The organism is Saccharomonospora sp. CUA-673 (assembly GCF_001942305.1).
Lineage (GTDB): Bacteria > Actinomycetota > Actinomycetes > Mycobacteriales > Pseudonocardiaceae > Prauserella.
The window spans coordinates 38520-60038 of the sequence record NZ_MKKE01000018.1; the positions used below are offsets into that span (position 1 = coordinate 38520).

The 21519-nt window shown below is 70.5% G+C and carries 22 protein-coding genes and 3 pseudogenes; 12 read left to right on the plus strand and 13 right to left on the minus strand.

The features are described 5' to 3' along the window. Nucleotides 1-7 precede the first annotated feature (7 nt). Nucleotides 8-1483 (minus strand): PucR family transcriptional regulator, encoded by a 1476-nt coding sequence (locus BJF85_RS28415; protein ID WP_187346896.1) that lies wholly within the window; start codon nucleotides 1481-1483, stop codon nucleotides 8-10. A gap of 95 nt (nucleotides 1484-1578) precedes the next feature. Here BJF85_RS28415 and BJF85_RS10200 point away from each other — a divergent pair, with 95 nt between their 5' ends. The 5 genes and pseudogenes from BJF85_RS10200 to BJF85_RS10220 all read left to right on the plus strand — a co-directional run. Then, the gene (locus BJF85_RS10200; RefSeq protein ID WP_075846857.1) at nucleotides 1579-3051 is read left to right on the plus strand and encodes a sodium:solute symporter; all 1473 of its coding nucleotides are present in this window, start codon (nucleotides 1579-1581) and stop codon (nucleotides 3049-3051) included. 30 nt (nucleotides 3052-3081) lie between these two features. Beyond that, complete coding sequence (gene speB, locus BJF85_RS10205) at nucleotides 3082-4023, plus strand: agmatinase (protein WP_075846859.1); 942 nt, start codon at nucleotides 3082-3084, stop codon at nucleotides 4021-4023. Continuing rightward, a pseudogene (locus BJF85_RS10210) lies at nucleotides 4020-5638 on the plus strand (thiamine pyrophosphate-binding protein). The gene speB and the pseudogene BJF85_RS10210 overlap by 4 nt, the downstream one beginning before the upstream one ends. After that, nucleotides 5639-7036, plus strand: a complete 1398-nt coding sequence (locus BJF85_RS10215) for an aminobutyraldehyde dehydrogenase (protein ID WP_075846860.1) — start codon at nucleotides 5639-5641, stop codon at nucleotides 7034-7036. Nucleotides 7037-7062: 26 nt separating this feature from the next. Further along, nucleotides 7063-8472, plus strand: a pseudogene (locus BJF85_RS10220) (cytosine permease); the annotation flags it as partial. Nucleotides 8473-8802: 330 nt separating this feature from the next. Here the strand turns inward: BJF85_RS10220 and BJF85_RS10230 are convergent. From BJF85_RS10230 to BJF85_RS10240, 3 genes are all read right to left on the minus strand, one after another. Continuing rightward, nucleotides 8803-8979: a heavy-metal-associated domain-containing protein gene (locus BJF85_RS10230; protein WP_369822140.1), complete on the minus strand. Its 177-nt coding sequence runs from the start codon at nucleotides 8977-8979 to the stop codon at nucleotides 8803-8805. A 152-nt stretch (nucleotides 8980-9131) separates the two neighbouring features. After that, entirely contained in the window at nucleotides 9132-9782 is a 651-nt protein-coding gene (locus BJF85_RS10235) for a DUF5134 domain-containing protein (protein WP_075846864.1), read from the minus strand. A 104-nt stretch (nucleotides 9783-9886) separates the two neighbouring features. Further along, nucleotides 9887-10585 carry a hypothetical protein gene (locus tag BJF85_RS10240; RefSeq protein ID WP_083666198.1) on the minus strand — a complete coding sequence of 233 codons (699 nt, stop codon included), beginning with the start codon at nucleotides 10583-10585 and terminating at the stop codon, nucleotides 9887-9889. A gap of 69 nt (nucleotides 10586-10654) precedes the next feature. Here BJF85_RS10240 and BJF85_RS10245 point away from each other — a divergent pair, with 69 nt between their 5' ends. Then, the gene (locus BJF85_RS10245) at nucleotides 10655-11227 is read left to right on the plus strand and encodes a sigma-70 family RNA polymerase sigma factor (RefSeq protein WP_075846868.1); all 573 of its coding nucleotides are present in this window, start codon (nucleotides 10655-10657) and stop codon (nucleotides 11225-11227) included. Nucleotides 11228-11249: 22 nt separating this feature from the next. On the opposite strand, the gene BJF85_RS10250 is transcribed toward BJF85_RS10245, so the two are convergent. The 7 genes and pseudogenes from BJF85_RS10250 to BJF85_RS10275 form a co-directional block, all read right to left on the minus strand. Continuing rightward, the gene (locus tag BJF85_RS10250) at nucleotides 11250-11675 is read right to left on the minus strand and encodes a nuclear transport factor 2 family protein (protein WP_075846870.1); all 426 of its coding nucleotides are present in this window, start codon (nucleotides 11673-11675) and stop codon (nucleotides 11250-11252) included. Between the two features lie 59 nt (nucleotides 11676-11734). Next, entirely contained in the window at nucleotides 11735-12574 is an 840-nt protein-coding gene (locus BJF85_RS10255; protein ID WP_075846872.1) for a fumarylacetoacetate hydrolase family protein, read from the minus strand. Nucleotides 12575-12625: 51 nt separating this feature from the next. Beyond that, complete coding sequence (locus tag BJF85_RS10260) at nucleotides 12626-13321, minus strand: GntR family transcriptional regulator (RefSeq protein ID WP_075846874.1); 696 nt, start codon at nucleotides 13319-13321, stop codon at nucleotides 12626-12628. A 10-nt stretch (nucleotides 13322-13331) separates the two neighbouring features. Continuing rightward, nucleotides 13332-13862 (minus strand): VOC family protein, encoded by a 531-nt coding sequence (locus BJF85_RS10265; RefSeq protein ID WP_075846876.1) that lies wholly within the window; start codon nucleotides 13860-13862, stop codon nucleotides 13332-13334. A gap of 5 nt (nucleotides 13863-13867) precedes the next feature. Next, the gene (locus tag BJF85_RS26535; protein ID WP_083666202.1) at nucleotides 13868-14314 is read right to left on the minus strand and encodes a hypothetical protein; all 447 of its coding nucleotides are present in this window, start codon (nucleotides 14312-14314) and stop codon (nucleotides 13868-13870) included. A gap of 47 nt (nucleotides 14315-14361) precedes the next feature. Further along, nucleotides 14362-14568: pseudogene (locus BJF85_RS31340) on the minus strand (polysaccharide deacetylase family protein); the annotation flags it as partial. A gap of 184 nt (nucleotides 14569-14752) precedes the next feature. Beyond that, on the minus strand, nucleotides 14753-15688 hold the full coding sequence (locus tag BJF85_RS10275; protein ID WP_075846878.1) for an aldo/keto reductase family oxidoreductase: 936 nt from the start codon (nucleotides 15686-15688) through the stop codon (nucleotides 14753-14755). An 18-nt stretch (nucleotides 15689-15706) separates the two neighbouring features. Between BJF85_RS10275 and BJF85_RS10280 the strand changes: the two genes are divergently transcribed. After that, a complete protein-coding gene (locus tag BJF85_RS10280) occupies nucleotides 15707-16093 on the plus strand; it encodes a hypothetical protein (RefSeq protein ID WP_139320565.1) in 387 nt (128 codons plus the stop codon). A 21-nt stretch (nucleotides 16094-16114) separates the two neighbouring features. Here BJF85_RS10280 and BJF85_RS10285 read toward each other — a convergent pair whose 3' ends face one another. Further along, on the minus strand, nucleotides 16115-16885 hold the full coding sequence (locus tag BJF85_RS10285; protein ID WP_075846881.1) for an IclR family transcriptional regulator: 771 nt from the start codon (nucleotides 16883-16885) through the stop codon (nucleotides 16115-16117). Nucleotides 16886-16949: 64 nt separating this feature from the next. Between BJF85_RS10285 and BJF85_RS10290 the strand changes: the two genes are divergently transcribed. The 5 genes from BJF85_RS10290 to BJF85_RS10310 all read left to right on the plus strand — a co-directional run bounded on the left by BJF85_RS10290 (nucleotide 16950) and on the right by BJF85_RS10310 (nucleotide 21307). Beyond that, nucleotides 16950-17912 carry a 2-dehydro-3-deoxygalactonokinase gene (locus BJF85_RS10290; protein ID WP_075846883.1) on the plus strand — a complete coding sequence of 321 codons (963 nt, stop codon included), beginning with the start codon at nucleotides 16950-16952 and terminating at the stop codon, nucleotides 17910-17912. After that, entirely contained in the window at nucleotides 17909-18511 is a 603-nt protein-coding gene (locus BJF85_RS10295) for a 2-dehydro-3-deoxy-6-phosphogalactonate aldolase (RefSeq protein ID WP_075846885.1), read from the plus strand. The genes BJF85_RS10290 and BJF85_RS10295 overlap by 4 nt, the downstream gene beginning before the upstream one ends. Before the next feature lie 44 nt (nucleotides 18512-18555). Next, a complete protein-coding gene (dgoD, locus tag BJF85_RS10300) occupies nucleotides 18556-19704 on the plus strand; it encodes a galactonate dehydratase (RefSeq protein ID WP_075846887.1) in 1149 nt (382 codons plus the stop codon). Nucleotides 19705-19709: 5 nt separating this feature from the next. Beyond that, a complete protein-coding gene (locus BJF85_RS10305) occupies nucleotides 19710-21026 on the plus strand; it encodes an MFS transporter (RefSeq protein WP_075846904.1) in 1317 nt (438 codons plus the stop codon). A gap of 74 nt (nucleotides 21027-21100) precedes the next feature. Continuing rightward, a complete protein-coding gene (locus BJF85_RS10310) occupies nucleotides 21101-21307 on the plus strand; it encodes an RNA-binding S4 domain-containing protein (RefSeq protein WP_075846889.1) in 207 nt (68 codons plus the stop codon). Between the two features lie 21 nt (nucleotides 21308-21328). Here the strand turns inward: BJF85_RS10310 and BJF85_RS27930 are convergent, their stop codons facing one another. Further along, a complete protein-coding gene (locus BJF85_RS27930) occupies nucleotides 21329-21502 on the minus strand; it encodes a hypothetical protein (protein WP_158056874.1) in 174 nt (57 codons plus the stop codon). Between the last annotated feature and the right edge of the window lie 17 nt (nucleotides 21503-21519).

Genomic DNA, 21519 nt, shown 5'->3' on the forward strand with positions numbered 1-21519 from the left:
GCGGCCGTTACTCGGACCAGCGCAGGGCGAACCAGAGCCGCATCCGCACGTCGGGGTCGGCCAGATCCACGCCCAGCGCGCGTTCGACCTGGCCGATGCGGTGCCGCACGCTGTTGCGGTGCACGCCGAGCGCGGCGGCGGCGCGATCCCAGCGGCCGTGGCAGGCCAGCCAGGTGCGCAGCGTCGGCACCAACGCGGCCTGGTCCCCGCGCGCGGACAACGGGGCCAACATCCGCTCGGCGAAACCCTCCCCGGCATCGCGGGAGACGAGATCGGCCAGGTCCTCGCCCACCTCGGTCACGGCCGTACCGAGCACGCGTGCGCGTTCCAGCAGTAGGGCGACCTCGCCGCGCGCCTCGGCCAGTCGGTGCGCGGGGCGCGGCGCCGCCGCCACGACCAGCCAGCCGTGGGACTCGAGGTCGTCGACCGCCGCGGCGCCCGGCGCCGACGGCGCGACCGCCGTGAACCGGTGGCTCTCGAGTCGCACGAGCGGCGTCCCCAGCGCCGCACGCAACCAGCCGTGCTCGGCCTCGGGGTCTGTGCCACTCGGCGCTGTTCGCGCGCGGACGCCCGCGACGACCCGGTAGGCGTCGGCGGTGAACATGCCCGCCAACGGGTCCTCGGCCGCCTCGCCGGTCAGCAGCGCCGTCGTCACCGCGCCGAGCCGGGCGGCCTCCGTACCGGCGTTCGCGGCGAGCCCCAACAGCGCCGCGCCCGCGGCGGCGATCGACCGGTCGGCGGCCGAGAAGCGGGCCGCGCGGCCCACCACGAGCAGGTGCGCCGCCGTCGCCTGCGGGTACACCGGCTGCCCCACGACGACCGTGCCGTCGGGCAGTTCGGTCGTCGCGCTGCGGATGCCGGTCCCGGACCGCAGTCGGGCCAGCATCTCGCGGATCTCGGGCGGCCAGGGCCGCGGCGCACCGTCCTCGACGACGGGCTGATCGTCCGGACCGGCCAACGCGACCCAGCCAGACAGTCGCCGGGCCAGTCCGCGCGCCACCTCACGCAGTCCCCCGGCCGCCGACCGGGTCAACGCCTCCCAGGCCTCGGTGACGCGATGCTGTTCGCGGTGCCGGGCCTCCTCCAGCGCCATCGCCACCGCCCGGCTGATCGCCAGGAACGGCGTGCTCGGCGCCGCGACCAGCAACGGCAGCCGGTGCCGCGCGCACGCGTGCCGCAGCCGCGGCGGCAGCTCGTCGTGCACGGTCGGCGTGATCCCGAAGCCCAACGCCGTCACGCCCGCCTCGCGGAGCCTGCGGACGTACTCGTCGACCTCCGCCCTGGCCGCGGGCAGGTTGACCCCCGCCGTCAGCAGCACCTCGGAGCCCAGCAGGTACGGCGCGGGGTCACGCAGCTCGCTGACGTGCGCCCAGCGGACCGGGGCCTCGACGGCGCCGGGACCCTCGGTTTCCGGCACCAGCTCGAGGGCCAGATCGGCGTCGTCGAGGACCACCCGTAACGGCACCGATACATCGTTGTTCATCTCAACCTGAATCTCTCGACATTGGGATGGAATATCCCATTCAACCATCGGCATCCGCGCATCTACGGTTTCGGAAACCGGGAAGGGAGGCCGCCATGGCCGCTGACTACGCCGTGATCGCGCTCTACATCGCCGGCATGATCGGCATCGGGTGGTACAGCCTCCGCCTTGCCAAGACGCGCGGTGACTATCTCGTCGCGGGCCGTCGCCTGGGCGGGGTCATGTACGCGGGCACGATGTCGGCGGTCGTGCTGGGCGGCGCGTCGACCATCGGCGGGGTGGGCCTCGGCTACACCTACGGCATCTCCGGCGCCTGGCTGGTGCTGACGATCGGCCTCGGCATCCTGGTGCTCCACACCGTGTTCGCCCGCCGGCTCGTGCGGTTGAAGCTCACCACCGTCTCGGAACTGCTGCACCTGCGCTACGGCGGTGCGACGCCGGCGATCTCGGGTGTCGTGATGTGGGGCTACACGCTCATGCTCACCGTCACCTCGATGCTGGCGTTCGCGACGATCTTCAGCGTCCTCTACGGACTGCCGACGGCCGCGTCCGTGGCGATCGGCGGCGGCATCGTCGTGTTCTACGCCGCGCTCGGCGGCATGTGGTCGATCACGCTGACCGACATGGCGCAGTTCGTCATCATGACGATCGGTTTCCTGCTGATCCTGCTGCCGATGACGCTCAGCGCGTCCGGCGGATTCTCCGGCATGGAGGCCGATCTCGACGCCGATTTCTTCTCGTTCACCAGCATCGGCGGGGCCACGATCGTCACCTACGTGCTGGTGTACGGCTTCGGACTGCTCATCGGCCAGGACATCTGGCAACGGGTGTTCACCGCCCGCAGTCCGAAGGTCGCGACGGCAGGTGGCATCACCTCGGCGCTGTACTGCGTGGTCTACGCCCTCGCCGGCGCGGTCATCGGCATGGCGGCCAAGGCGCTGTACCCGAACCTGGGCAACGCCGACGACGCGTTCGCCACCGTCGTCAACGACCTGCTGCCGACCGGCGTGCGCGGCCTCGTGCTCGCCGCCGCCCTGTCGGCGCTGATGTCGACCGCCAGCGGCGCACTGCTCGCCTGCTCGACCGTGACCACCAGCGACCTACTGCCGCGACTGCTCCGGCGCGGCGGTGACACCACGGCCGACACCACGGGCGAGAACTCGGGCGACACGACCACGAGCGGCGAGCGTGGCGGTGTGGCGGCCAACCGCATCACGACGCTCGTGCTCGGCCTCGGGGCCATCGGGATCTCGATGCTCGTCAGCGACGTCGTGGCGGCACTGACCGTCGCCTACAACATCCTCGTCGGCGGTCTGCTCGTCGCGATCCTCGGTGCGCTGCTCTGGCGGCGCGGCACCCGGGCCGGCGCGCTGGCGTCGATGGTCACCGGCACGGTCGTGGTGATCGTCTCGATGATCACGCAGGGACTGATGGCCACCGAACCGATCTACTTCGGACTCGGTGCCAGCCTGGTGGCCTACGTCGTGGTCAGCCTCGCCACCCCGCGCACCCCCGACTCCGAACTGGACACCTGGCGACGCCGACTGGCCGGTACGTCCGAACGCTGACCCGAAGAACACCGCGACAGAGAGGATCGCATGCCCGTTCCACCCATCGACTCGTCCCAGGTTCCGCGCTTCGCCGGGTTCGCGACGTTCGCGCGCCTGCCGCGGATCGACGAGGTCTCCCACGCCGACATCGCCGTGGTCGGCGTCCCGTTCGACGCCGGCGTCTCGTACCGGCCGGGCGCCCGCTTCGGGCCCGCCGCGGTCCGCGAGGCGAGCCGCCTGCTGCGTCCGTACCACCCCGGGCTCGACGTCTCGCCGTTCGCGACCTGTCAGGTCGCCGACGCCGGGGACATCGCGCTCAACCCGTTCGACATCGGCGAAGCGGTCGAGACCCTGCAGCACCGGGCGGGCGAGTTCGCCGCGGCGGGCAGCCGACTGGTGACGGTCGGCGGCGACCACACGATCGCGCTGCCGCTGCTGCGGGCCGCCGCGGCCGAACACGGTCCGGTGGCACTGCTGCACTTCGACGCCCACCTCGACACGTGGGACACCTACTTCGGCGCCCCGGTCACCCACGGCACGCCGTTCCGCCGCGCCTCCGAGGAGGGGCTGCTCGACCTGGACGCGCTGTGCCACGTCGGCACCCGCGGCCCGCTGTACGGCAAGGCCGACCTGGCCGAGGACGAACGACTCGGGTTCGGCATCGTCACCTCGGCCGACGTCCTGCACCGCGGCGTGCCGGAGATCGTGGCCGCGCTCAAGGAACGGGTCGGCGACCGGCCGCTGTACATCTCGGTGGACATCGACGTGCTCGACCCCGCGCACGCGCCCGGCACCGGAACGCCGGAGGCGGGCGGCATGACCAGCCGGGAGCTGTTGGAGATCCTGCGCGGGCTGCGCGACTGCACCATCGTCGGCGCCGACGTCGTCGAGGTCGCCCCGGCCTACGACCACGCCGAGATCACCGCCATCGCCGCCTCGCACGTGGCCTACGACCTGGTCAGCCTGCTGGCCCTGCAGGAGCAGCGATGACCCGCATCGGGGGCGACATCGTCGTCGAGACCCTGCGCGCGCTCGGCGCGGACACCGTGTTCGGTCTGCCGGGACAGCACGCGCTCGGCCTGTTCGAGGCGCTGCGCAAGGCACCCGACCTGCGCCTGATCGGCGGCCGCGTGGAGAACAACCTCGCGTTCGCCGCCGACGGGTTCGCCCGCACCCGCGCCGCCGTCACACCCATGGTCGTCTCGACCGGTCCGGGTGCGCTGCTGACGTTGGCGTCCCTGCAGGAGGCGCGGTCGTCGTCGGTGCCGGTGCTGGGCATCGGCAGCCAGATCCCCACCGCCGGGCTCGGCGGCGGCCGGCACGGCTACCTGCACGAACTGCCCGATCAGCAGGCGGCGTTCCGCGACATCGTCAAGTCGACACACGTGGTGCGGTCGGTCGCGGCGATCCCGTCGGCACTGCGCGAGGCGTGGGAGGCTGCCGCGAGCGCCCCGCAGGTCCGGTGTGGGTGGAGATCCCCGAGGACGTCCTGCTCGAACCGACCGATCACCCGCCGGTCTCCTCGCTGCCCGCGGCACCCCGCCGCCTGAACCCTCAGCCCGGACTCGTGGAGCGCGCGGCGGAACTCCTTGCGGCGGCGCGGAATCCGGTGGTCCTCGCCGGCGGCGGGGTCGTGCGCGCGGGCGCACAGGACGAGCTGCGCACGCTCGCCGTGGCGCTGCGCGCGCCGGTGCTGTCGACGTTCGGCGGCAAGGGGGCGTTCGGCTGGGACCATCCGCTGTCCGGCCAGTCGTGGCTCGAGGACCGGTACTCCACGGAGTTCCTCGAGGACGCCGACGCCCTGCTCGTCGTCGGGTCCGGGCTCGGCGAACTGTCCACGAACTACCGCACGTTCGCCCCGCGCGGGCGCGTGATCCACATCGACGCCGACGCCGGCGTGCTCGGCGCCAACCATCCCGCGCTCGGTATCCACGCCGATGCGCGGGTCGCCCTCGCGGCACTGGCCGAGCGGGTGCCGCCGCGGGAGGCGGACGGGCGCGCCGAGGCCGCCGTCGCGGACCTGCTCGCCCGCGTGCGGCAGCGACTCGACGACCAGGACCTCGACATCGAACGGCGCGTACTCGCCGACGTCCGCGCCGCGCTGCCGCCGGGGACGCCGAGCTTCTGGGACATGACGATCCTCGGGTACTGGGCGTGGTCGGCGTGGAATCCCGACGACGCGCCGATGCACAGCGCGCAGGGCGCGGGCGGGCTCGGATTCGGTCTGCCGGCGGCCCTGGGTTCGGCCGCGGCGACCGGCGGTCCCGCACTGGCCGTGTCGGGCGACGGCGGCGCGATGTACGGCCTCGCCGAATTGGCCACCGCGGTGCAGCACGAGCTCGACGTCACGTGGCTCGTGGTCGACGACGGCGGTTACGGCATCCTGCGCGAGTACCTCACCGGTGCGTTCGGACAGACGACCGCCACCGAATTGGCGCGGCCCGACTTCGCCGCGCTTGCCGCGGCGTTCGGCGTTCCGGCCACCGTGTCGTCCGTGGACACCCTGCGCGCGGATGTCGCCGCCGCGTTCGCCGCACCGGGCCCGCACGTCGTCGTCCTGCCGGCGCAGCAGCGCCTGTTCGCCCCCACCCATCTGGAGGAGTGAATGCTCACCAACATCGTCGGCGGCCGGGCCGTTCCTGCCGACGGCACCGCCATGCTGGAGTTGGTCGACCCGGCGACGGGCAGGCCGTGCGGGTCGACGGTCAACTCGACCGAGTCCGATGTGGACAGGGCCATGACGGCCGCGGCCGAGGCGTTCGCGACGTGGCGCCGCGCGACGCCCGCCGACCGGCAACGCGCCCTGTTGGCCATCGCCGACGAGATCGAGCGGAACGCCGAGGCGTTCGCCGACGCGGAGATCCGCGAGACGGGCAAACCCCGCGCCGTCGTGCTCGACGAGGAGATCCCCGAGTCGGTGAGCTCGCTGCGGTTCTTCGCCGGTGCGGCGCGACTGCTGGAGGGTTCGGCGGCCGCCGAGTACCTGCCGGGGCACACCTCGTTCATCCGCACGGAGCCCGTGGGCGTCTGCGTGCAGATCGCGCCGTGGAACTACCCGCTGATGATGGCGGCGTGGAAGATCGGACCGGCGTTGGCCGCGGGCAACACGATCGTGCTCAAGCCTGCGGAGACCACGCCGAGCACGGCGGTGCTGCTCGCCGAGGCGGCCGCCCGACACCTGCCGCCGGGCGTGCTGAACGTCGTGCTCGGCGACCGGGACACCGGGCGCGCGCTGGTGGCGCATCCGGCGACGGAACTGGTGTCGATCACCGGGTCGACCCGCGCGGGCATCGACGTCGCCACGACCGCGGCGGCCGACCTCACCCGGACCCATCTGGAACTCGGTGGGAACGCACCGTTGGTCGTCTTCGACGACGTCGACGTGGCCGAGACCGCCCGCGGCATCTGCGACGCCGCGTTCTACAACGCGGGCCAGGACTGCACCGCGGGCAGCCGCGTGCTCGTGCACGAGTCCGTCCACGACGCGTTGGTGGCCGAGCTGACCGCCGTCGCGGCGGCAACGCGCCCGGGCGTCGACTTCGGACCGCTCAACAGCGCCGCCCAGTTGGCGCGCGTGCAGGGACTCGTCGACCGGCTCGGCCCGCACACGGAGATCCGCACCGGCGGCACGGCCGTCGGTGAGCACGGATTCCTCTTCTCCCCCACCGTGATCACCGGCGCCGCGCAGGACGACGAGATCGTGCAGGAGGAGATCTTCGCCCCCGTCGTCACCGTGCAGCCGTTCACCGACGAGGACGAGGCGATCGCGTTGGCCAACGACGTCCGCCACGGGCTGGCGTCGTCGGTGTGGACCGCCAACCACGGCCGGGCCATGCGCGTGTCGTCCGCATTGGACTTCGGCTGCGTCTGGCTCAACACCCACGGCCCGCTGGTTCCGGAGATGCCGCACGGCGGGTTCGGCCACTCCGGACACGGCAAGGACCTGTCGGCCTACTCGCTGACCGAGTACACCCGCGTCAAGCACGTCATGAGCCGGCACTGAGCGGCATTACGGACACTGTGGACACCATGAGCAGCACGGCCAGGGTCACCGAGGTCGAGGAGCACGGCATCAATCCGATCCCGCCGCGGGAGCAGACCTCCCGCCCGCGGGACCTGTTCCGGCTGGCCTTCGGCGGCGCCAACACCTTCGCCACGATCATCCTCGGCACGCTGCCGATCGCGTTCGGGCTCGGTTTCGCGGAGGCGGCGGCCGCGACGGTGGCCGGCGTGCTCGTCGGTGCACTCGTGCTCGCGCCGATGGCGTTGTTCGGACCACGTACCCGCACCAACAACGCGGTGTCCTCGGGCGCGCATTTCGGTGTCGTGGGGCGTTGTGTGGGCTCGTTGCTGTCCCTGTTGACCGCGGTGACGTTCTTCGCGATCTCGGTATGGGTCAGCGGTGACGCGGTCGCCGGCGCCGCGCACCGACTGTTCGGTGTGGACGGTGGCGCCGTTCTGCGCGGCGTCGCCTACGGGGTGATCGCCGTGGCCGTGCTCGTGGTGTGCCTGTACGGATACCGGTTCATGCTGCTGGTCAACCGGGTCGCGGTGGTGTTGGGCAGCCTCATCATGCTGCTCGGGTTCGTGGCCTACGGCGGGCAGTTCGATCCGGGTTACGCGGGCACGGGCGACTACGCACTCGGCGATTTCTGGCCCACGTGGCTGCTCGCCGCGTTGACGGTGATGGCCAACCCCGTCTCGTTCGGCGCGTTCCTCGGCGACTGGTCGCGCTACATCCCGGCCACCCACAGCACGCGCTCGCTGCTGGCGGCGCCGCTGGTGGCCCAGGTGGCCACGTTGCTGCCGTTCGGCTTCGGACTGGCCACGGCCACGCTGGTGCCGGACGTGCACAACTACATCACCGGGCTCACGCAGATCTCCCCCGGTTGGTACGCGTTCCCGCTGATCGTCGTGGCGCTCATCGGCGGCCTGTCCACCGGAACCACCGCGCTCTACGGGACGGGACTGGACTTCAGCTCGCTCGTGCCACGACTGAGCCGGGTGCGCGCGACGTTGCTCGTCGGCTCCCTGGCCGTGGCGCTGGTGTTCGTCGGCACGTTCGCGCTCGACATGGTCGGCAGCATCAACGCGTTCGCCACGCTGATCGTGCTGTCCACCTCGCCGTGGATGGTGATCATGATGATCGGCTACGTCACACGGCGCGGCTACTACGACCCGGACGATCTGCAGGTGTTCAACGAGGGCCGCAAGGGCGGGCGCTACTGGTTCACCGGCGGGGTGAACTGGCGCGCGATGGGCGCGTGGCTGCCCGCGACCGCACTCGGTCTGCTCACGGCCAACACCCCGATGATCGCCGGACCGCTGCGCGACATCGCCGGCGGCGTGGACATCAGCATGGTGGTCACGCTCGGCACGGCCGCCACGCTGTATCCGCTTCTGTTGTGGGCATTCCCCGAACCACGCGAGGTGTTCGCCCCGGACGGCGAGGACGCGCCGGGCGTCCCGAGCGGGCGGGAACGCCCGGCTGAATCCCCTGCAGCGCCTGAGGCAGTTCCAGTCAGGCGGCCACCATCAGGCGGTTCCCGTCAGGCGGTGACCGGTTCGGCCGCCCCGTCGACGGCGCCGGCCTTGATGTCGGCCACGAGCACCGCCAGCTGTTCGCGGCTCATCTCGATCCGCTGCCCGAAGTCGTCGGTGATCACGATCCGCCGCTCCTCGGCGGCGTCCGGATTCACGTACAGCTCCGGGCATCCGCAGTCGCAGTTCCCGCAGAACGTCGCGATGTGTTCCATGGTTCTCTCCTTCTCAGCCGACCAGCTCGTAGCCGGCCTCGGTGACGGCCTGACCGATGACCTCGAGCGGCAGGACCCTGTCGCTCGTCACGCGTACCTGGGCGGTCTCGAGGTCGACGTCGACCTGCTCGACGCCGCTCACCGCGGTCAGTTCCTCGGTCACCGAGGCCACGCAGTGTGAGCAGGTCATCCCGGCCACCGTGTACGTCGTCTGATTCACCGGTTCATCCGTCCTTGTCGTCGTCCGGTCCACACGCGAGGAGGTCGGGCGGAGCGGGTGCCGAGTTCCCGGGCGCCACACGGAAATCCGGAACTGACCCGATCGGATGACCACGGCGTGGTTCAGCCGCCGGTGGCGAGGAACATGACGCCCATGCCGAGGGTCATGCCGGCGTGACAGGTGCGGTCGGCGACGACCCGGCCCAGCCCCGGTGCCTGCGGATCGGGCAGTCGGCGGCCGAGGTCGAAGGCCTGCGCGAGCCATGGCAGACATGCCAGGACGAACACGACACCGAGGACGACGTTCGCGGTGATCATCGCGGCCGGTGCCGCCAGGACGGCCGGCTCGGCCCCGACCGCCGCGGTCGTGCCGAGCGCATGGTGGTGGTGCCCGCCGCCGGATCCGTGTCCGCCCATCAGGCTGGGCATGCTGGCGACCATCCACGCCATGGCCGCCATCATCGCGGCGTGATGCACCCCCGCGCCGCGGGTCACGGCGAACGCGTCGGCGTGGTCGTGGCCGGATCCGACGACGGTGCGGCCGAGGAACCAGCCGCAGGCCAGGACGAACAGGACGGTCTGCGGGACGGTGAGCACGGCCATCCCCCACGGCCACACCATCGCCACCATCGCCGCGCCCATCAACGTGTGACACACGGCGTCGACCCGCACGGCCGAGCGCACGCGCGGCAGGACGGCCACGGCCGCGTGCCACAGGGTCGTGCCGACGAACAGCAGGGTCAACAGCCAACGCAGTACCGGAGCATCGATCACGACACGGCCTCCTCACCGGTGCGGTCCGTCGCAGTGGTCGCCGGGCCAGGGCCCGGAGTTCACGGCGGCGCGGGGTTTGGAGTCATGTCACAGAACCCTTGACGTCAGGCCGCGGACGTCACGCCGGTGGCGGCGCGCCCCGCCGTGTCGGCGGCCGGTTCCACCGACGCCGGGGTGGGGCCGTTGTCGCGGTCCCGGCGGCGCAGGAGCGCCAGCAGGCAGACCCCGGCCACGACGATGCCGTGAGACAGGACCCGTCCGGCCGTGGCGGCGCCCCCGATGAGGTCGACGACCGACACGACCCCCAGCACGCCGGTGAACACCGTCAACAGCGGCAGCAGGCCGGTGGTCGCGTGGGGCCGCAGCGCCGCCCACAGCAGGGCGAACCCGATGGCGAGGTTCCATGCGGCACTCTCGTGTCCCAGGTGGGCCGCCATGCCGGAGACCGCCCCGTGGCCGTCGGGCGAACCGAGCAATTGGGACAATCCGAGTCCACTTTGGAGCAGTCCGACGACGGCAAGCGGGATCCGCAGCCCCCAGTGTTCCCGCCGCGGCGGGACGGCGACCGCGGTGATCCGGTCGGTCAGATCGGGCACGTCCGGCGCCGGCGTCAGGCGCATCATGCGGCGCAACCGGTTGCTGTGGTCCCACCAGTCGCGGCAGGACCCGCACGAGGCGAGGTGCCGATCCACCGCCGCGGTGTCCCCCGCGCCCGTGGCGCCGGTGGGAGCCACGGGGTCCCGATGCTCGTCCTCGCCGTCCAGGCGCGCGGACAGTGCATCCCGATAATTCGTACAGTCCACACCGCAATGGTCGGACATTCGGGATCGGCAGTTCCCGGGCAGGGCCGGACTACGCTAGGGTCACCGAGCGTGAGTGTTCGTGCACAGCGCGATGACGAGCAGGTGACCGAGTTGGCGATCGCCGCGGCCCGGGGTGACCGGGCCGCGTTCGAGGCGTGGGTCAGAGCGACCCAGGCCGAGGTGTGGCGCTTTCTCGTGCACCTGAACGGTCCACGGACCGCCGACGACCTCACGCAGGAGACGTATCTGCGCGCGGTGACGGCGCTCCCCCGGTTCGCGGGCCGGGCGTCGTCGCGGACGTGGTTGTTGTCCATCGCGCGCCGGGTGTTCGTCGACACCGTCCGGCGCGAGACGGTGCGACCCCGCAGCGCCCACCGCACCTGGGAGGACGTGGCCGAGCAGCTGCCGACCACCGGGGACGACCGGGCGACCGGGTTCGAGGCCGCCGTCGATACCCAGCTGCTGCTCGACCAACTCGAACCCGACCGCCGCGAAGCGCTGGTGCTGACCCAGATCCTCGGCTACAGCTACGCCGAGGCCGCCGAGATCTGCGGCTGCCCCGTCGGCACCCTGCGCTCCCGGATCGCCCGCGCTCGCGACGACCTGCTCGCCGCACTCCACGCCCAGGACCGCGCCGGCTAACGACGCGCCCGACCACCGCAGTTCACCCACGGTGGAGTTGATCGACCTTCTCCCTGTGGCTGCTGGTGAAGTCCGGATCGACATAGATGTGGACGCTGCTGATCAGCGTGTCGCGGAAGGTGAACACGTTGCAGAAGCGGCCCGTCGAAATGATCCCGTCCGGCCAGGACCTGCCGTCGGCGGTTGTCCCCCACTCGCGGCCCTCCACGACGATACGATCACCAGCAACGATGATCTCGAGTCCATCGATGTCGTGTTCCAACGAGCCGAGCTCCTGCCCGAGCCTACGGGCGAACTCCGCCATATCGGCCTTGCCTGTGCCGTAACCGAATTTGGGGAAATACAACTCGACGTCCTCGGTGTAGAGGTCCATCACGCTCGGGTCGCCGCCGTCGATCTTGCGAAAGTAGTCGCGAACGATCTCTATGCGCTCGTCGTCAAGACTCATGCTGACGACAACGCCACGTCGGTCCTACCGATTCCACGACGATCAAGTACGCGAGGCGGTCAGGTGAAGCGTTGGCGGAGTTCGCCGATGCCGTCGACCCAGCTGACGAGTTCCTCGCCCGGGGCGAGGAACCGCTGTGGCGTGCGGCCCACGCCCACCCCGGCCGGCGTGCCGGTGAAGATCAGGTCGCCGGGCAGCAGGGTCAGGAGCGACGACAGGTGCGCCACGAGGTGCGGAATCGGGAAGATCATGTCCGAGGTCCGCGCCTTCTGCATCTCCTCACCGCCCAGCGCGCAGCCGATCGCGACGTCGTCGGGATCGGCCAGTTCGTCGGGGGTCACGAGCACCGGGCCGGTCGGCGAGAAACCGGGGTGCGACTTGGCCAGGCCGAACTGTGGTGCCGGGCCGCACTTCTGCCGCTGTCGTTCGGACAGGTCCTGCCCCACGGTCAGTCCGGCGATGTGGTCCCACGCCCGGCCGGCGTCGACGTGCCGCGCGGTGCGGCCCACGACGGCGACCAGTTCGACCTCCCAGTCGACCGACCCCTCCGGCAGCACGACCTCGGTGACCGGCCCGGTCAGCGAACTGGCGTACTTCGTGAACACGACCGGTTCGTCGGGCAGCGTGGTGTAGCCGCCCTCCGCGGCGTGTTCGCGGTAGTTGAGGCCGACGGCGAACACCTGCCGGGGCCACGGCGCCGGCGGGCCGAACGCCGCCGCATCGATGTCCACTGTGGACTCCTGCGCGCCCGACGTGGCGGCCCAGTGGCGCAGTTCGTCCCACGCCTCGTACGCGGCCTGCGGGTCGGCGGAGAACCGGCCGTTCGACGCGGTGGCGACGTCGACGCCCCCACCGGCGGTCAGCAGGGTCAGCCGCCCTTCGACGTTGGCGATGCGCATGGGTGCGGACTCCTCGGCTGGTGGACCTCGGTCGGATTCTCGAAAATCTGGTCAGGCCTGGTCCGGCCACTGCCGTTCCATCGCGGCAAGCAGCGTGGTGGTCGTGCGCCGGATGTGCGCGCGGAGCAGCGCCACGGCCAGGTCGGCGTCGCGTTGCAGGGCCGCCTCCAGGATGGCGGCGTGCTCGGCCGCGATGTCGCGGTCCTGGTCGTGGCCGACCGTGAAGGCCCAGCGGCGGTACACCTCGGCGGCGTCGCGCAGGGACGCGGCGTAGGTCTTGAGTCGCCGGTTGTCGCACCCGTCGAGCAGGGTGTGGTGGAAACAGGCGTGCGCCTCGGCCCAGTCCTCGCTGACCTGGGGCGGATCGGCCGCCTCGCCGTCGCCTCCGGTGACGGGGGTGCGTTCGAGCCGGTGGTGCGCGGCGAGCAGCTCGGACTCCCAGGTGACGTCGCCGTCGGTGATGGCGCGGCGGACCGCCAGACCCTCGATCTCCTCGCGGGTGTCGGTGAGTTCCCGAAGGTCTGCCGCCGACAGCGGGGTCACCTGGAAGCCTTGTTGCTGCTCACCGCGCACCAGGCCCAGTTCGGCGAGCCGGACCAGCGTCTCGCGCAGCACACCCATGCTCGTGCCGTAATGCTCGCACAGCTGCCCGTACCGCAAGCGCTGTCCCGGCTGCAGTGCGCCGGTCAGGATGTCGCCGCGGAGGCGGGTGAAGAGCGCGTCGGCTTTGGTCCGGCCCGGTGGCATCGTCGACCCGTCAGCGGAAATCGTTGTTGGTGGTGTGGTCGCCGCCGAGCCACCGTTCGAGGTCGGCGTGCGCGGTCTTCGCCCGTTCGGCGTTGATCCGTTCGATGTCGGGGTGATCGACGACGAATTCGAGCATCAATCCGTTGGGATCCTTGATGTAGAGCGACACGCAATATCCGTGGTCGAGGACGAACGTGTCGGGTTCGGTGTATCCGGCGTCGGCAATGCGTTTCCGAATGGAGTCCTGCACGTCCTGGTCCACCTTGAGCGCGAGGTGGCGCATCGGGGTGAAGTTGACGTCGGTCTTGAACTCCTTCTGGTCCTCCGGATCGGCGAACTGGAAGAAGGCGAGGGCGCTGCCGTCGGCGAGGCCGAAGAACGTGTGGCAGTACACGCGTTCGGCGCCGAACAGCTCCTCGGTCTCGCTCCACGTGGCCACCAGCGGCAAACCGATGATGTCCTCGTAGAACTGCCGATTGACTTCCTGGTCCTCGACCATCCACGCGTGATGGTGCAGTCGGGCGGGAAGGGTCTGGGTCATCCTGATCAACTCCGTCGCCTGTGATCGGGGCTGCTGGTGAGGTGGGCCATGGACCATTGCGGCCGGCCCTGTTTGATGGGCACGCACGAACCGGGGAATTCGGTGACGAACTCGGCGCCCTGGGCGTCGAGGCCGTCGAGGAATTCCGGAAGCCGCCGCATGGCACCGGTGTCGATGTCGTGCAGGACGACCACCGACCAGTCGGTGCCGGCGGTCTGCTCGAATCCGGTGTCGACCCAGCCGGTCGGGTCGTCCCAGTCGTGGGGCAGGACGTTCCACAGCACGCACGTGTAGCGGTGCTGCTGCAGGTAGTCCACGGCTGCCGGACTGAACACGTGCGTGCCGAGGACGCCTCCGCCGGCGTAGGGCCGGAAGAGCCGCTCGCCGGTGGTGTCGCTCGCCCCGGACAGGGCGTCGATGTCGGACTCGATGGCGCTGATCTCGGCGGCCACGGCCTCCTCCGGGTCGTCGGCGGAGCCAGTTGCACGGTGTGGGTGGCGGTGTGGTGCCCGATCCGGTGCCCGGCGGCCGCGACCCGCCGGGCGAGGTCGTACCCACCGGGTTCCCGGAGTCGGGTGCCGACCATGAAGAACGTGGCGGTGATGTCCCGCGCCGCCAGCTCGTCGAGTACCGCCTCGGTGACACCGGGCGTGGGCCCGTTGTCGAACGTCAGCGCCACCCGCTTGCGCTCGATGCCCTCGGACATCCGACGACCTCCTCGTGCCGCGGCAATCTGCCCACCCCGACGGTAAGCACGGGCCTCTCGAGATCACAAGGGATTTTCGAGAAAAATCGGACATCCGAGGGACGGTGTCACCCGAGGGGCGGTGGGAGCACCGAGCGGACGCGGCACTGCGACGGCACTTGCCTCGCCGCCGTGTGGACGTGTGTCAGGGGATGGTGTGTCCGGCAGCTTTCAGCAGGCCGTACCACTCGGCGCGGGTGAGCGGGAGGTCCGATCCGGCGGCGGCCTCACCGATGCGTTCCGGCCTGGTCGTGCCGAGCACGACCTGCATGCCTGCCGGGTGGCGCGTGATCCACGCCGTGGCGACGGCCGTGGGCGTGACGTCGTAGGCGGCGGCGAGCCGGTCCAGTTCGGCGTTCAGCTGCGGATACTCGTCGGCGCCGAGGAACACGCCGGGCTCGACGCCCTTCTGGAACGGCGACCAGGCCTGCACGGTGATGCCGTGCAGTCGGCAGTAGTCGAGGATGCCGCCGCCGTCGCGCGTGACCGAGTCCTCCTCACCGGCCATGTTGGACGCCAGGCCCTGCGCGACGACCGTGGAATGGGTGATCGACAGCTGGATCTGGTTGACCGTGATGGGCTGGGTGACCGCCGTCCTGAGCAGGTCGATCTGCCGCGGCGTGTGGTTCGACACCCCGAACGCCCGCACCTTGCCGCTCGCCTCGAGGTCGTCGAACGCCCGCGCCACCTCGTCGGGTTCGACGAGCGCGTCGGGCCGGTGGATGAGCAGCACGTCGAGGTAGTCGGTGCCGAGCGCGGTCAACGACTCCTCGGCCGAGGTGACGATGTGCTCGTAGGAGGAATCGTAGTACGACTCGCCGGCGATGATGCCGGTCTTGCTCTGCAGCATGATCTGCTCGCGTTCGGACGGTGTCAGCGTCACCGCCCGGCCGAACATGCGCTCGCACAGATGCCGCTCGCCGCCGTAGATGTCGGCGTGGTCGAACACGTCCACCCCAGCCTCGCGCGCGGCGGTGTAGAGCGCACGGATCTCCTCGTCCGTGCTGCCGGAGATCCGCATCATCCCGGCGACGATGTTGGCGGCATTCCGGCCGGTCGGTCCGAACGGGACGGTTCGCATGAGGGTGCTGGCTCCTGGGTGCTCGTACGGGGGGTCGCCGACCAATCTACGTCCGGCGGCCGCCCCCGGCCACGCGGTTACGGTGGAGGCGGGCTCGCTCCCGGACATGTCGACCACCGGTCCTCGAGCCGCGACATCCGGTGCACGGCAACGGTGCACCTCGACGGCGACGGCAGCGCGGCGCCGCTGTCGATGGACGCGACCGCCGAGGACTTCCTGGCCCGCGCCGACGCCCGCGAGTGGCTGTTGCAGCAGTTCGACGGCATGGGCATGGGCGAGGCGCTCACCGACCCGGAGCACGGCCGGATGCTGCGCGCCATCCCACGCGTCCGCCTTGCGCGGTTCCCCGGCACCGGACTGGACGAGACCGCCGTGCGCACCGCCATCCACCACTTCGGCGGCTGACCGGGACCGGAGGGCCCACGCTCACCGCGGTTTGTGGCCGAGTGCGGCGGAAATGCGCCCCGCACTGCGGCTCATCACCTGCACGAGACCGCGCATCCGCGCCGCCGGCATGTACGGCCGGGTGGCCGACACGCTGATCGCCCCGACGACGGCGCCGGATGCGTCACGGACCGGGGCCGCCACGCAACGGATGCCGGGCTCGTTGTCCTCGAGGTCCATCGCCACCTGGGCCGCGGCGTACTCGTGCATCCGCGCCGTAAAGGTCTCGACGTCGTCGGGCCGCGCCTGCTCAGGGGCGACAGCGGTCTCGGCCTCGTACAAGTGCTCCCACTCGTCCGGCGTGTCGACCAGCAACGCCATCCCCACCCCCGTACGGGTCAGCGGCATTCGGTGGCCGATCCGGGAACGCATCTCCGCTCCCCTGGACCCGGGCAGTTTGTCGAGGTAGAGCACCGACGAACCGTCCCGGACCGCAAGGTGAACGGTGTCCTTCAACTGGTCGGACAACTCCTCCAGCACCGGACGGGCGACGACCGGCAACGGATTTCCGTGCAGTGCCTGGAAACCCAGCTCGATCAAGGTCGGCCCAAGGGTGTAGCCGTCCCGCCCGGTCCGCAGGTAGCCCTCACGTACCAGCAGCTGGACGAGTCGATGTGCGGTGCTACGCCCCAGTCCGGTGCGCTCGACCACGGCGCGCAGGTCGTCGGCACCGTCGGCGACGGCCCGGACTACGGCCAGGCCGCGGGCGAGCGTCTGCGTGCCCGGTGGAACCGGGGTTTCCTCGACAGTCACAGCTCGATCCTACATATCGGGACAGTGTTGGCATTATCGGGAAAGCTTTTCCAGAGTGCCCCGCATGACCGAGGCCCGTTCGACCCCGAGCCTGATCGCGCTCGACTGGGGAACCACCGCACAGCGCGCGTGGCTGCTCGACGACGCCGGGCAGATCGTCGACTCGCGGCGTCCGGACCAGGGTCTGCTCTCGACGACGGCCGGCATCGACCCGCACGACGACGCGGCACGTGCCCGCGCCTACGAATCGGCGTTCCGCGCCACGTGCGGTGACTGGCTCGACGCGCACCCCGATCTTCCGGTGATCGCCTGCGGAATGGTCGGCAGCGCCCAGGGGTGGGCCGACGCCGGCTACCTGACCGTTCCCACGAAACCGGCGTACGGACCCGGCTCGCTCACACCGGTGGCCCACCGCGACGGCGTCGTGCACCTCGTACCCGGCCTGCGGGTTCCGAGCCGCGACGCCGCGGCGGGCAATGTCATTCGCGGTGAGGAGACCCAGATCGTCGGTGCGCTCGAGGCACTCGGAGATCCGGTCGGACAGCTCACGCTCGTCCTTCCCGGTACGCACAGCAAATGGGTCCACGTCGACGACGGCACCGTGCTCTCCTTCGCCACCGCGATGTCGGGCGAGCTGTTCGGGCTGTTGACGACCGACAGCATCCTCGCCCGCACGGCCACCGAACCCGTTCGCGACGACGAGGCGTTCACGCGGGGGCTGTCGGCCGGCGGTTCCGGGCGCGGCCTGCTCACCGAACTGTTCGGCGCCCGTCCGCTCGTGCTCGACGGCCTGCTCGATCCGGCCTCCCTCGCCGATTACGTGTCGGGCGTGCTGATCGCCGACGAGGTCGCCCACCTGATGCCCGACTCGGGGCCGGTCGCGCTGTGCGGCAGCGCCGACCTGTGTCGCCGGTACTCCCGGGCACTGGCCGTCCACGGCTTCGAGCCGACCGTGCTGGTCGAAGACGTCACAGCTCGCGGACTGTGGCACATCGCCCGTTCCGCCGGACTTCAGGAGACACCATGAACGACACCGGACTGATCGCGATCCTGCGCGGCGTCACACCGGGCGGCGTCGTCGCTGTGGGCGAGGCCCTCGTCGACGCAGGTATCCGCGCGATCGAGGTACCGCTGAACTCGCCCGAACCGTTCACCTCCGTCGAGCGGCTGGCCACGTCCCTGGGCGCCCACTGCGTGATCGGTGCCGGCACGGTACTGACGGCCGCCGACGTCGCCCGTACCCGTGACGCGGGCGGGCAGATCGTCGTCGCCCCCAACTGCGATCCCGAGGTCATCGACGCGACCATCCACAACGGACTGCTCCCCTACCCCGGCGTGGCCACTCCGACGGAGGCCTTCGCCGCGGCCCGGGCCGGTGCGCGACACCTGAAGCTGTTCCCGGCGGACACGATCGGCATCGCCGGGATGACGGCATGGCGAGCGGTCCTGCCCTCCGACGTCGAGATGCTGCCGGTGGGCGGGATCGACGAGACCAACCTCGCCGCGTGGTCCGCGGCGGGGGCAGGCGGAGCCGGCCTCGGCTCGGCCCTGTACCGGCCTGGGGACTCCCCCGCGGAGGTCGGCGATCGGGCGCGCGCGATGCAGCGCGCCTGGACGGGCGACTGAACCGGCAACGCATCAACGGTACTCACCGAGAAGGAAGAATTCAGATGAAAATCGTGTCAATGACGACATATCGGGTTCCGCCGCGTTGGCTGTTCCTGAAGGTCGAGACCGACGAGGGAATCACCGGCTGGGGCGAGCCGGTCCTGGAGGGCCGCGCCGACGCCGTGGCCGCCACCGTCGAGGAGCTCTCCGACTATCTCGTGGGCCAGGATCCCTCGAACATCGAGGATCTGTGGAGCGTGCTGTACCGGGGTGGTTTCTACCGGGGCGGTGGCATCCACATGAGTGCCCTGGCCGGTATCGACCAGGCCTTGTGGGACATCAAGGGCAAGGCACTCGGCGTCCCGGCGCACGAGCTGCTCGGTGGCCGGGTTCGTGACCGCATCAAGGTCTACTCGTGGATCGGCGGGGACCGCCCGGCCGACACGGCGCAGGCCGCCCGCCAGGTGGTCGACCGCGGTTTCACCGCGGTCAAGATGAACGGCACCGAGGAGTTGCAGTACCTCGACACCTGGGCCAAGGTCGATCGGTGCGTGGCGAACGTCGCCGCGGTCCGCGAGGCCGTGGGGCCGGATATCGGCATCGGCGTCGACTTCCACGGGCGCGTGCACAAGCCGATGGCCAAGGTACTGCTGCGCGAGCTGGAGCCCTACCGGTTGATGTTCGTCGAGGAACCGGTCCTCTCGGAGCACGTGGACGGGTTCCTCGACACCCTCAGGAACTCGCCCATCCCGATCGCGCTGGGCGAGCGGCTGTACTCCCGGTGGGACTTCAAGTCCGTGCTGGCCTCCGGTGCCGTGGACATCATCCAGCCCGACCCGTCGCACTGTGGTGGTATCACCGAGGCCCGCAAGATCGCCCACATGGCCGAGGCCTACGACGTCGCGCTCGCCCTCCACTGTCCACTCGGGCCGATCGCCCTGGCGGCGTGCCTGCAGATCGACGCCGGCTGCCACAACGCCACGATCCAGGAACAGAGCCTCGGCATCCACTACAACACCTCCAACGACCTGTTGGACTACCTCACCGATCCGGCCGTGTTCACCTACGACACCGGACAGGTCGCGATCCCCACCGGCCCGGGCCTGGGCGTCGACATCAACGAGGAGTACGTCGTCGAGCGGGCCGCCCAGGGACACCGGTGGCGCAACCCGGTCTGGCGGCACAGCGACGGTTCGGTGGCGGAGTGGTGACGGCGATGACTTCCGGAACCACGACACCGGCCAGGACGGGGCGGCCGTCCAAGGTCCGCGTGATCGTCGCGGTGATGCTCTTCGTCACCGTCGTGATCAACTACATGGATCGCGCCAACCTGTCGATCGCGATGCCCGCCCTGTCCGGCGACCTGGACCTGTCCACCGCACAGCAAGGCCTGCTGCTCTCGGCATTCGGGTGGACGTACGCGGCCATGCAGCTTCCCGGCGGCTGGCTCGTCGACCGGGTGTCCCCACGGGTGCTCTACACACTGTGCCTGATCCTGTGGTCGCTGGCGACGTTCTTCATGGGCATCGTCGGCGGGTTCGCCGCTCTGGTGGTCCTGCGGCTGCTCGTCGGCGCATTGGAGGCACCGGCATACCCGATCAACAGCCGGGTCGCCACGGCGTGGTTCCCGGAACGGGAGCGCGCGACGGCCATCGGCTTCTACACCTCCGGACAGTTCATCGGCCTGGCGCTGCTGACACCGGTGCTGTCGTGGCTGCAGGCCGCGATGTCCTGGCACTGGGTGTTCATCCTGACCGGTGTCGTCGGAATCGTCTGGGGCGCGGTCTGGTACCTCGTGTACCGGGAGCCGCGCGACTCGCGTGCCAACGAGGCCGAGATCGACCTGATCCGCTCGGGTGGCGGCCTGGTGGAGCTCGCCGAGGACCGACCGCAGGAGCGCCCGCGGAACACCCGCGGCGACGTCGCGACCGTATTGGGCCGCAAGAAGCTGTGGGGAATCTACATCGGACAGTTCTGTCTGACCTCGACCCTGTGGTTCTTCCTCACGTGGTTCCCCACGTACCTGGTCGATTACCGTGGGATGGACTACATCGAGTCGGGTCTGCTGGCCTCGCTTCCCTACGTCGCGGCGGTGATCGGCGTGGTGTCCTCGGGGCTGGTCTCGGATCTGCTGTTGCGCAAGGGCGTGTCGCTGAGCCTGGCGCGCAAGGCGCCGATCATCACCGGCCTGCTGTTGACCACCCTGATGGCGGGCGCGGCGTTCACCGACTCCACGGCACTGGTGATCACGTTCCTGTCGATCGCGTTCTTCGGCAACGGGCTCGCGTCGATCACCTGGTCACTGGTGTCCGCGCTGGCCCCGCAACGACTGCTCGGTCTCACCGGCGGCATGTTCAACTTCATCGGCAACCTGTCGTCGATCGCGACCCCGATCGTGATCGGGTTCCTCGTCACCGACGAGAGCTTCACCCCCGCGTTCGGCTACATGACCGCGGTGACCGTCGTCGGCATCCTGTCGTACGTGTTCCTGGTCGGCAGGATCGAGCGAGTGTCCGAACGGCAGCCGAGCTGACCGAGGATGCCGTCGTGCGGTCTGCGTGCCGGGGCCTGACGGGCGCCGGCACGCAGGCCGCGAGAGGATGAGGCATGCACGATGTTGCCGTCAGTACCGACTCCATCCGACTCGGTCAGTTCCTCAAGCTCGCCGGCGCGGTCGACGCCGGCTCCGATGTGCGGTCCCTGTTGGGCGAGGGCCTGGTCCGGGTCAACGGCGAGCCCGAGAGCCGCCGGGGCCGGCAGCTCGTCCACGGCGACATCGTCACCGTGGACGAGGCCGAGTTCCGCGTCGCCTGAGCCGGCCGGCGCGGGACGCCGTCAGCCGTCTTCGGACTGCCCGGTCCCCTCGCTCCGCGCGTCGGTGAAATCGTCCCCGCGCTGGGCCTGGTCGTCCTCGTCGGGGCCGATCTGCATCGCGCAGCAGGCGTCGCCCCCGCTCGATGACTTCCCGCCGAAGAGCTTCGACATCAAGCCCTTTCCCTTACCTGCCATGGTGTTTCTCCTTCTCC

Coding starts and splice junctions, on each gene's coding strand:
- BJF85_RS28415 (WP_187346896.1), bottom strand. CDS start 1,483: ATGAACAACGATGTATCGGTGCCGTTACGGGTGGTCCTCGACGACGCC.
- BJF85_RS10200 (WP_075846857.1), top strand. CDS start 1,579: ATGGCCGCTGACTACGCCGTGATCGCGCTCTACATCGCCGGCATGATC.
- speB (WP_075846859.1), top strand. CDS start 3,082: ATGCCCGTTCCACCCATCGACTCGTCCCAGGTTCCGCGCTTCGCCGGG.
- BJF85_RS10215 (WP_075846860.1), top strand. CDS start 5,639: ATGCTCACCAACATCGTCGGCGGCCGGGCCGTTCCTGCCGACGGCACC.
- BJF85_RS10230 (WP_369822140.1), bottom strand. CDS start 8,979: ATGACCTGCTCACACTGCGTGGCCTCGGTGACCGAGGAACTGACCGCG.
- BJF85_RS10250 (WP_075846870.1), bottom strand. CDS start 11,675: ATGAGTCTTGACGACGAGCGCATAGAGATCGTTCGCGACTACTTTCGC.
- BJF85_RS10255 (WP_075846872.1), bottom strand. CDS start 12,574: ATGCGCATCGCCAACGTCGAAGGGCGGCTGACCCTGCTGACCGCCGGT.
- BJF85_RS10260 (WP_075846874.1), bottom strand. CDS start 13,321: ATGCCACCGGGCCGGACCAAAGCCGACGCGCTCTTCACCCGCCTCCGC.
- BJF85_RS10265 (WP_075846876.1), bottom strand. CDS start 13,862: ATGACCCAGACCCTTCCCGCCCGACTGCACCATCACGCGTGGATGGTC.
- BJF85_RS10275 (WP_075846878.1), bottom strand. CDS start 15,688: ATGCGAACCGTCCCGTTCGGACCGACCGGCCGGAATGCCGCCAACATC.
- BJF85_RS10290 (WP_075846883.1), top strand. CDS start 16,950: ATGACCGAGGCCCGTTCGACCCCGAGCCTGATCGCGCTCGACTGGGGA.
- BJF85_RS10295 (WP_075846885.1), top strand. CDS start 17,909: ATGAACGACACCGGACTGATCGCGATCCTGCGCGGCGTCACACCGGGC.
- dgoD (WP_075846887.1), top strand. CDS start 18,556: ATGAAAATCGTGTCAATGACGACATATCGGGTTCCGCCGCGTTGGCTG.
- BJF85_RS10305 (WP_075846904.1), top strand. CDS start 19,710: ATGACTTCCGGAACCACGACACCGGCCAGGACGGGGCGGCCGTCCAAG.
- BJF85_RS10310 (WP_075846889.1), top strand. CDS start 21,101: ATGCACGATGTTGCCGTCAGTACCGACTCCATCCGACTCGGTCAGTTC.
- BJF85_RS27930 (WP_158056874.1), bottom strand. CDS start 21,502: ATGGCAGGTAAGGGAAAGGGCTTGATGTCGAAGCTCTTCGGCGGGAAG.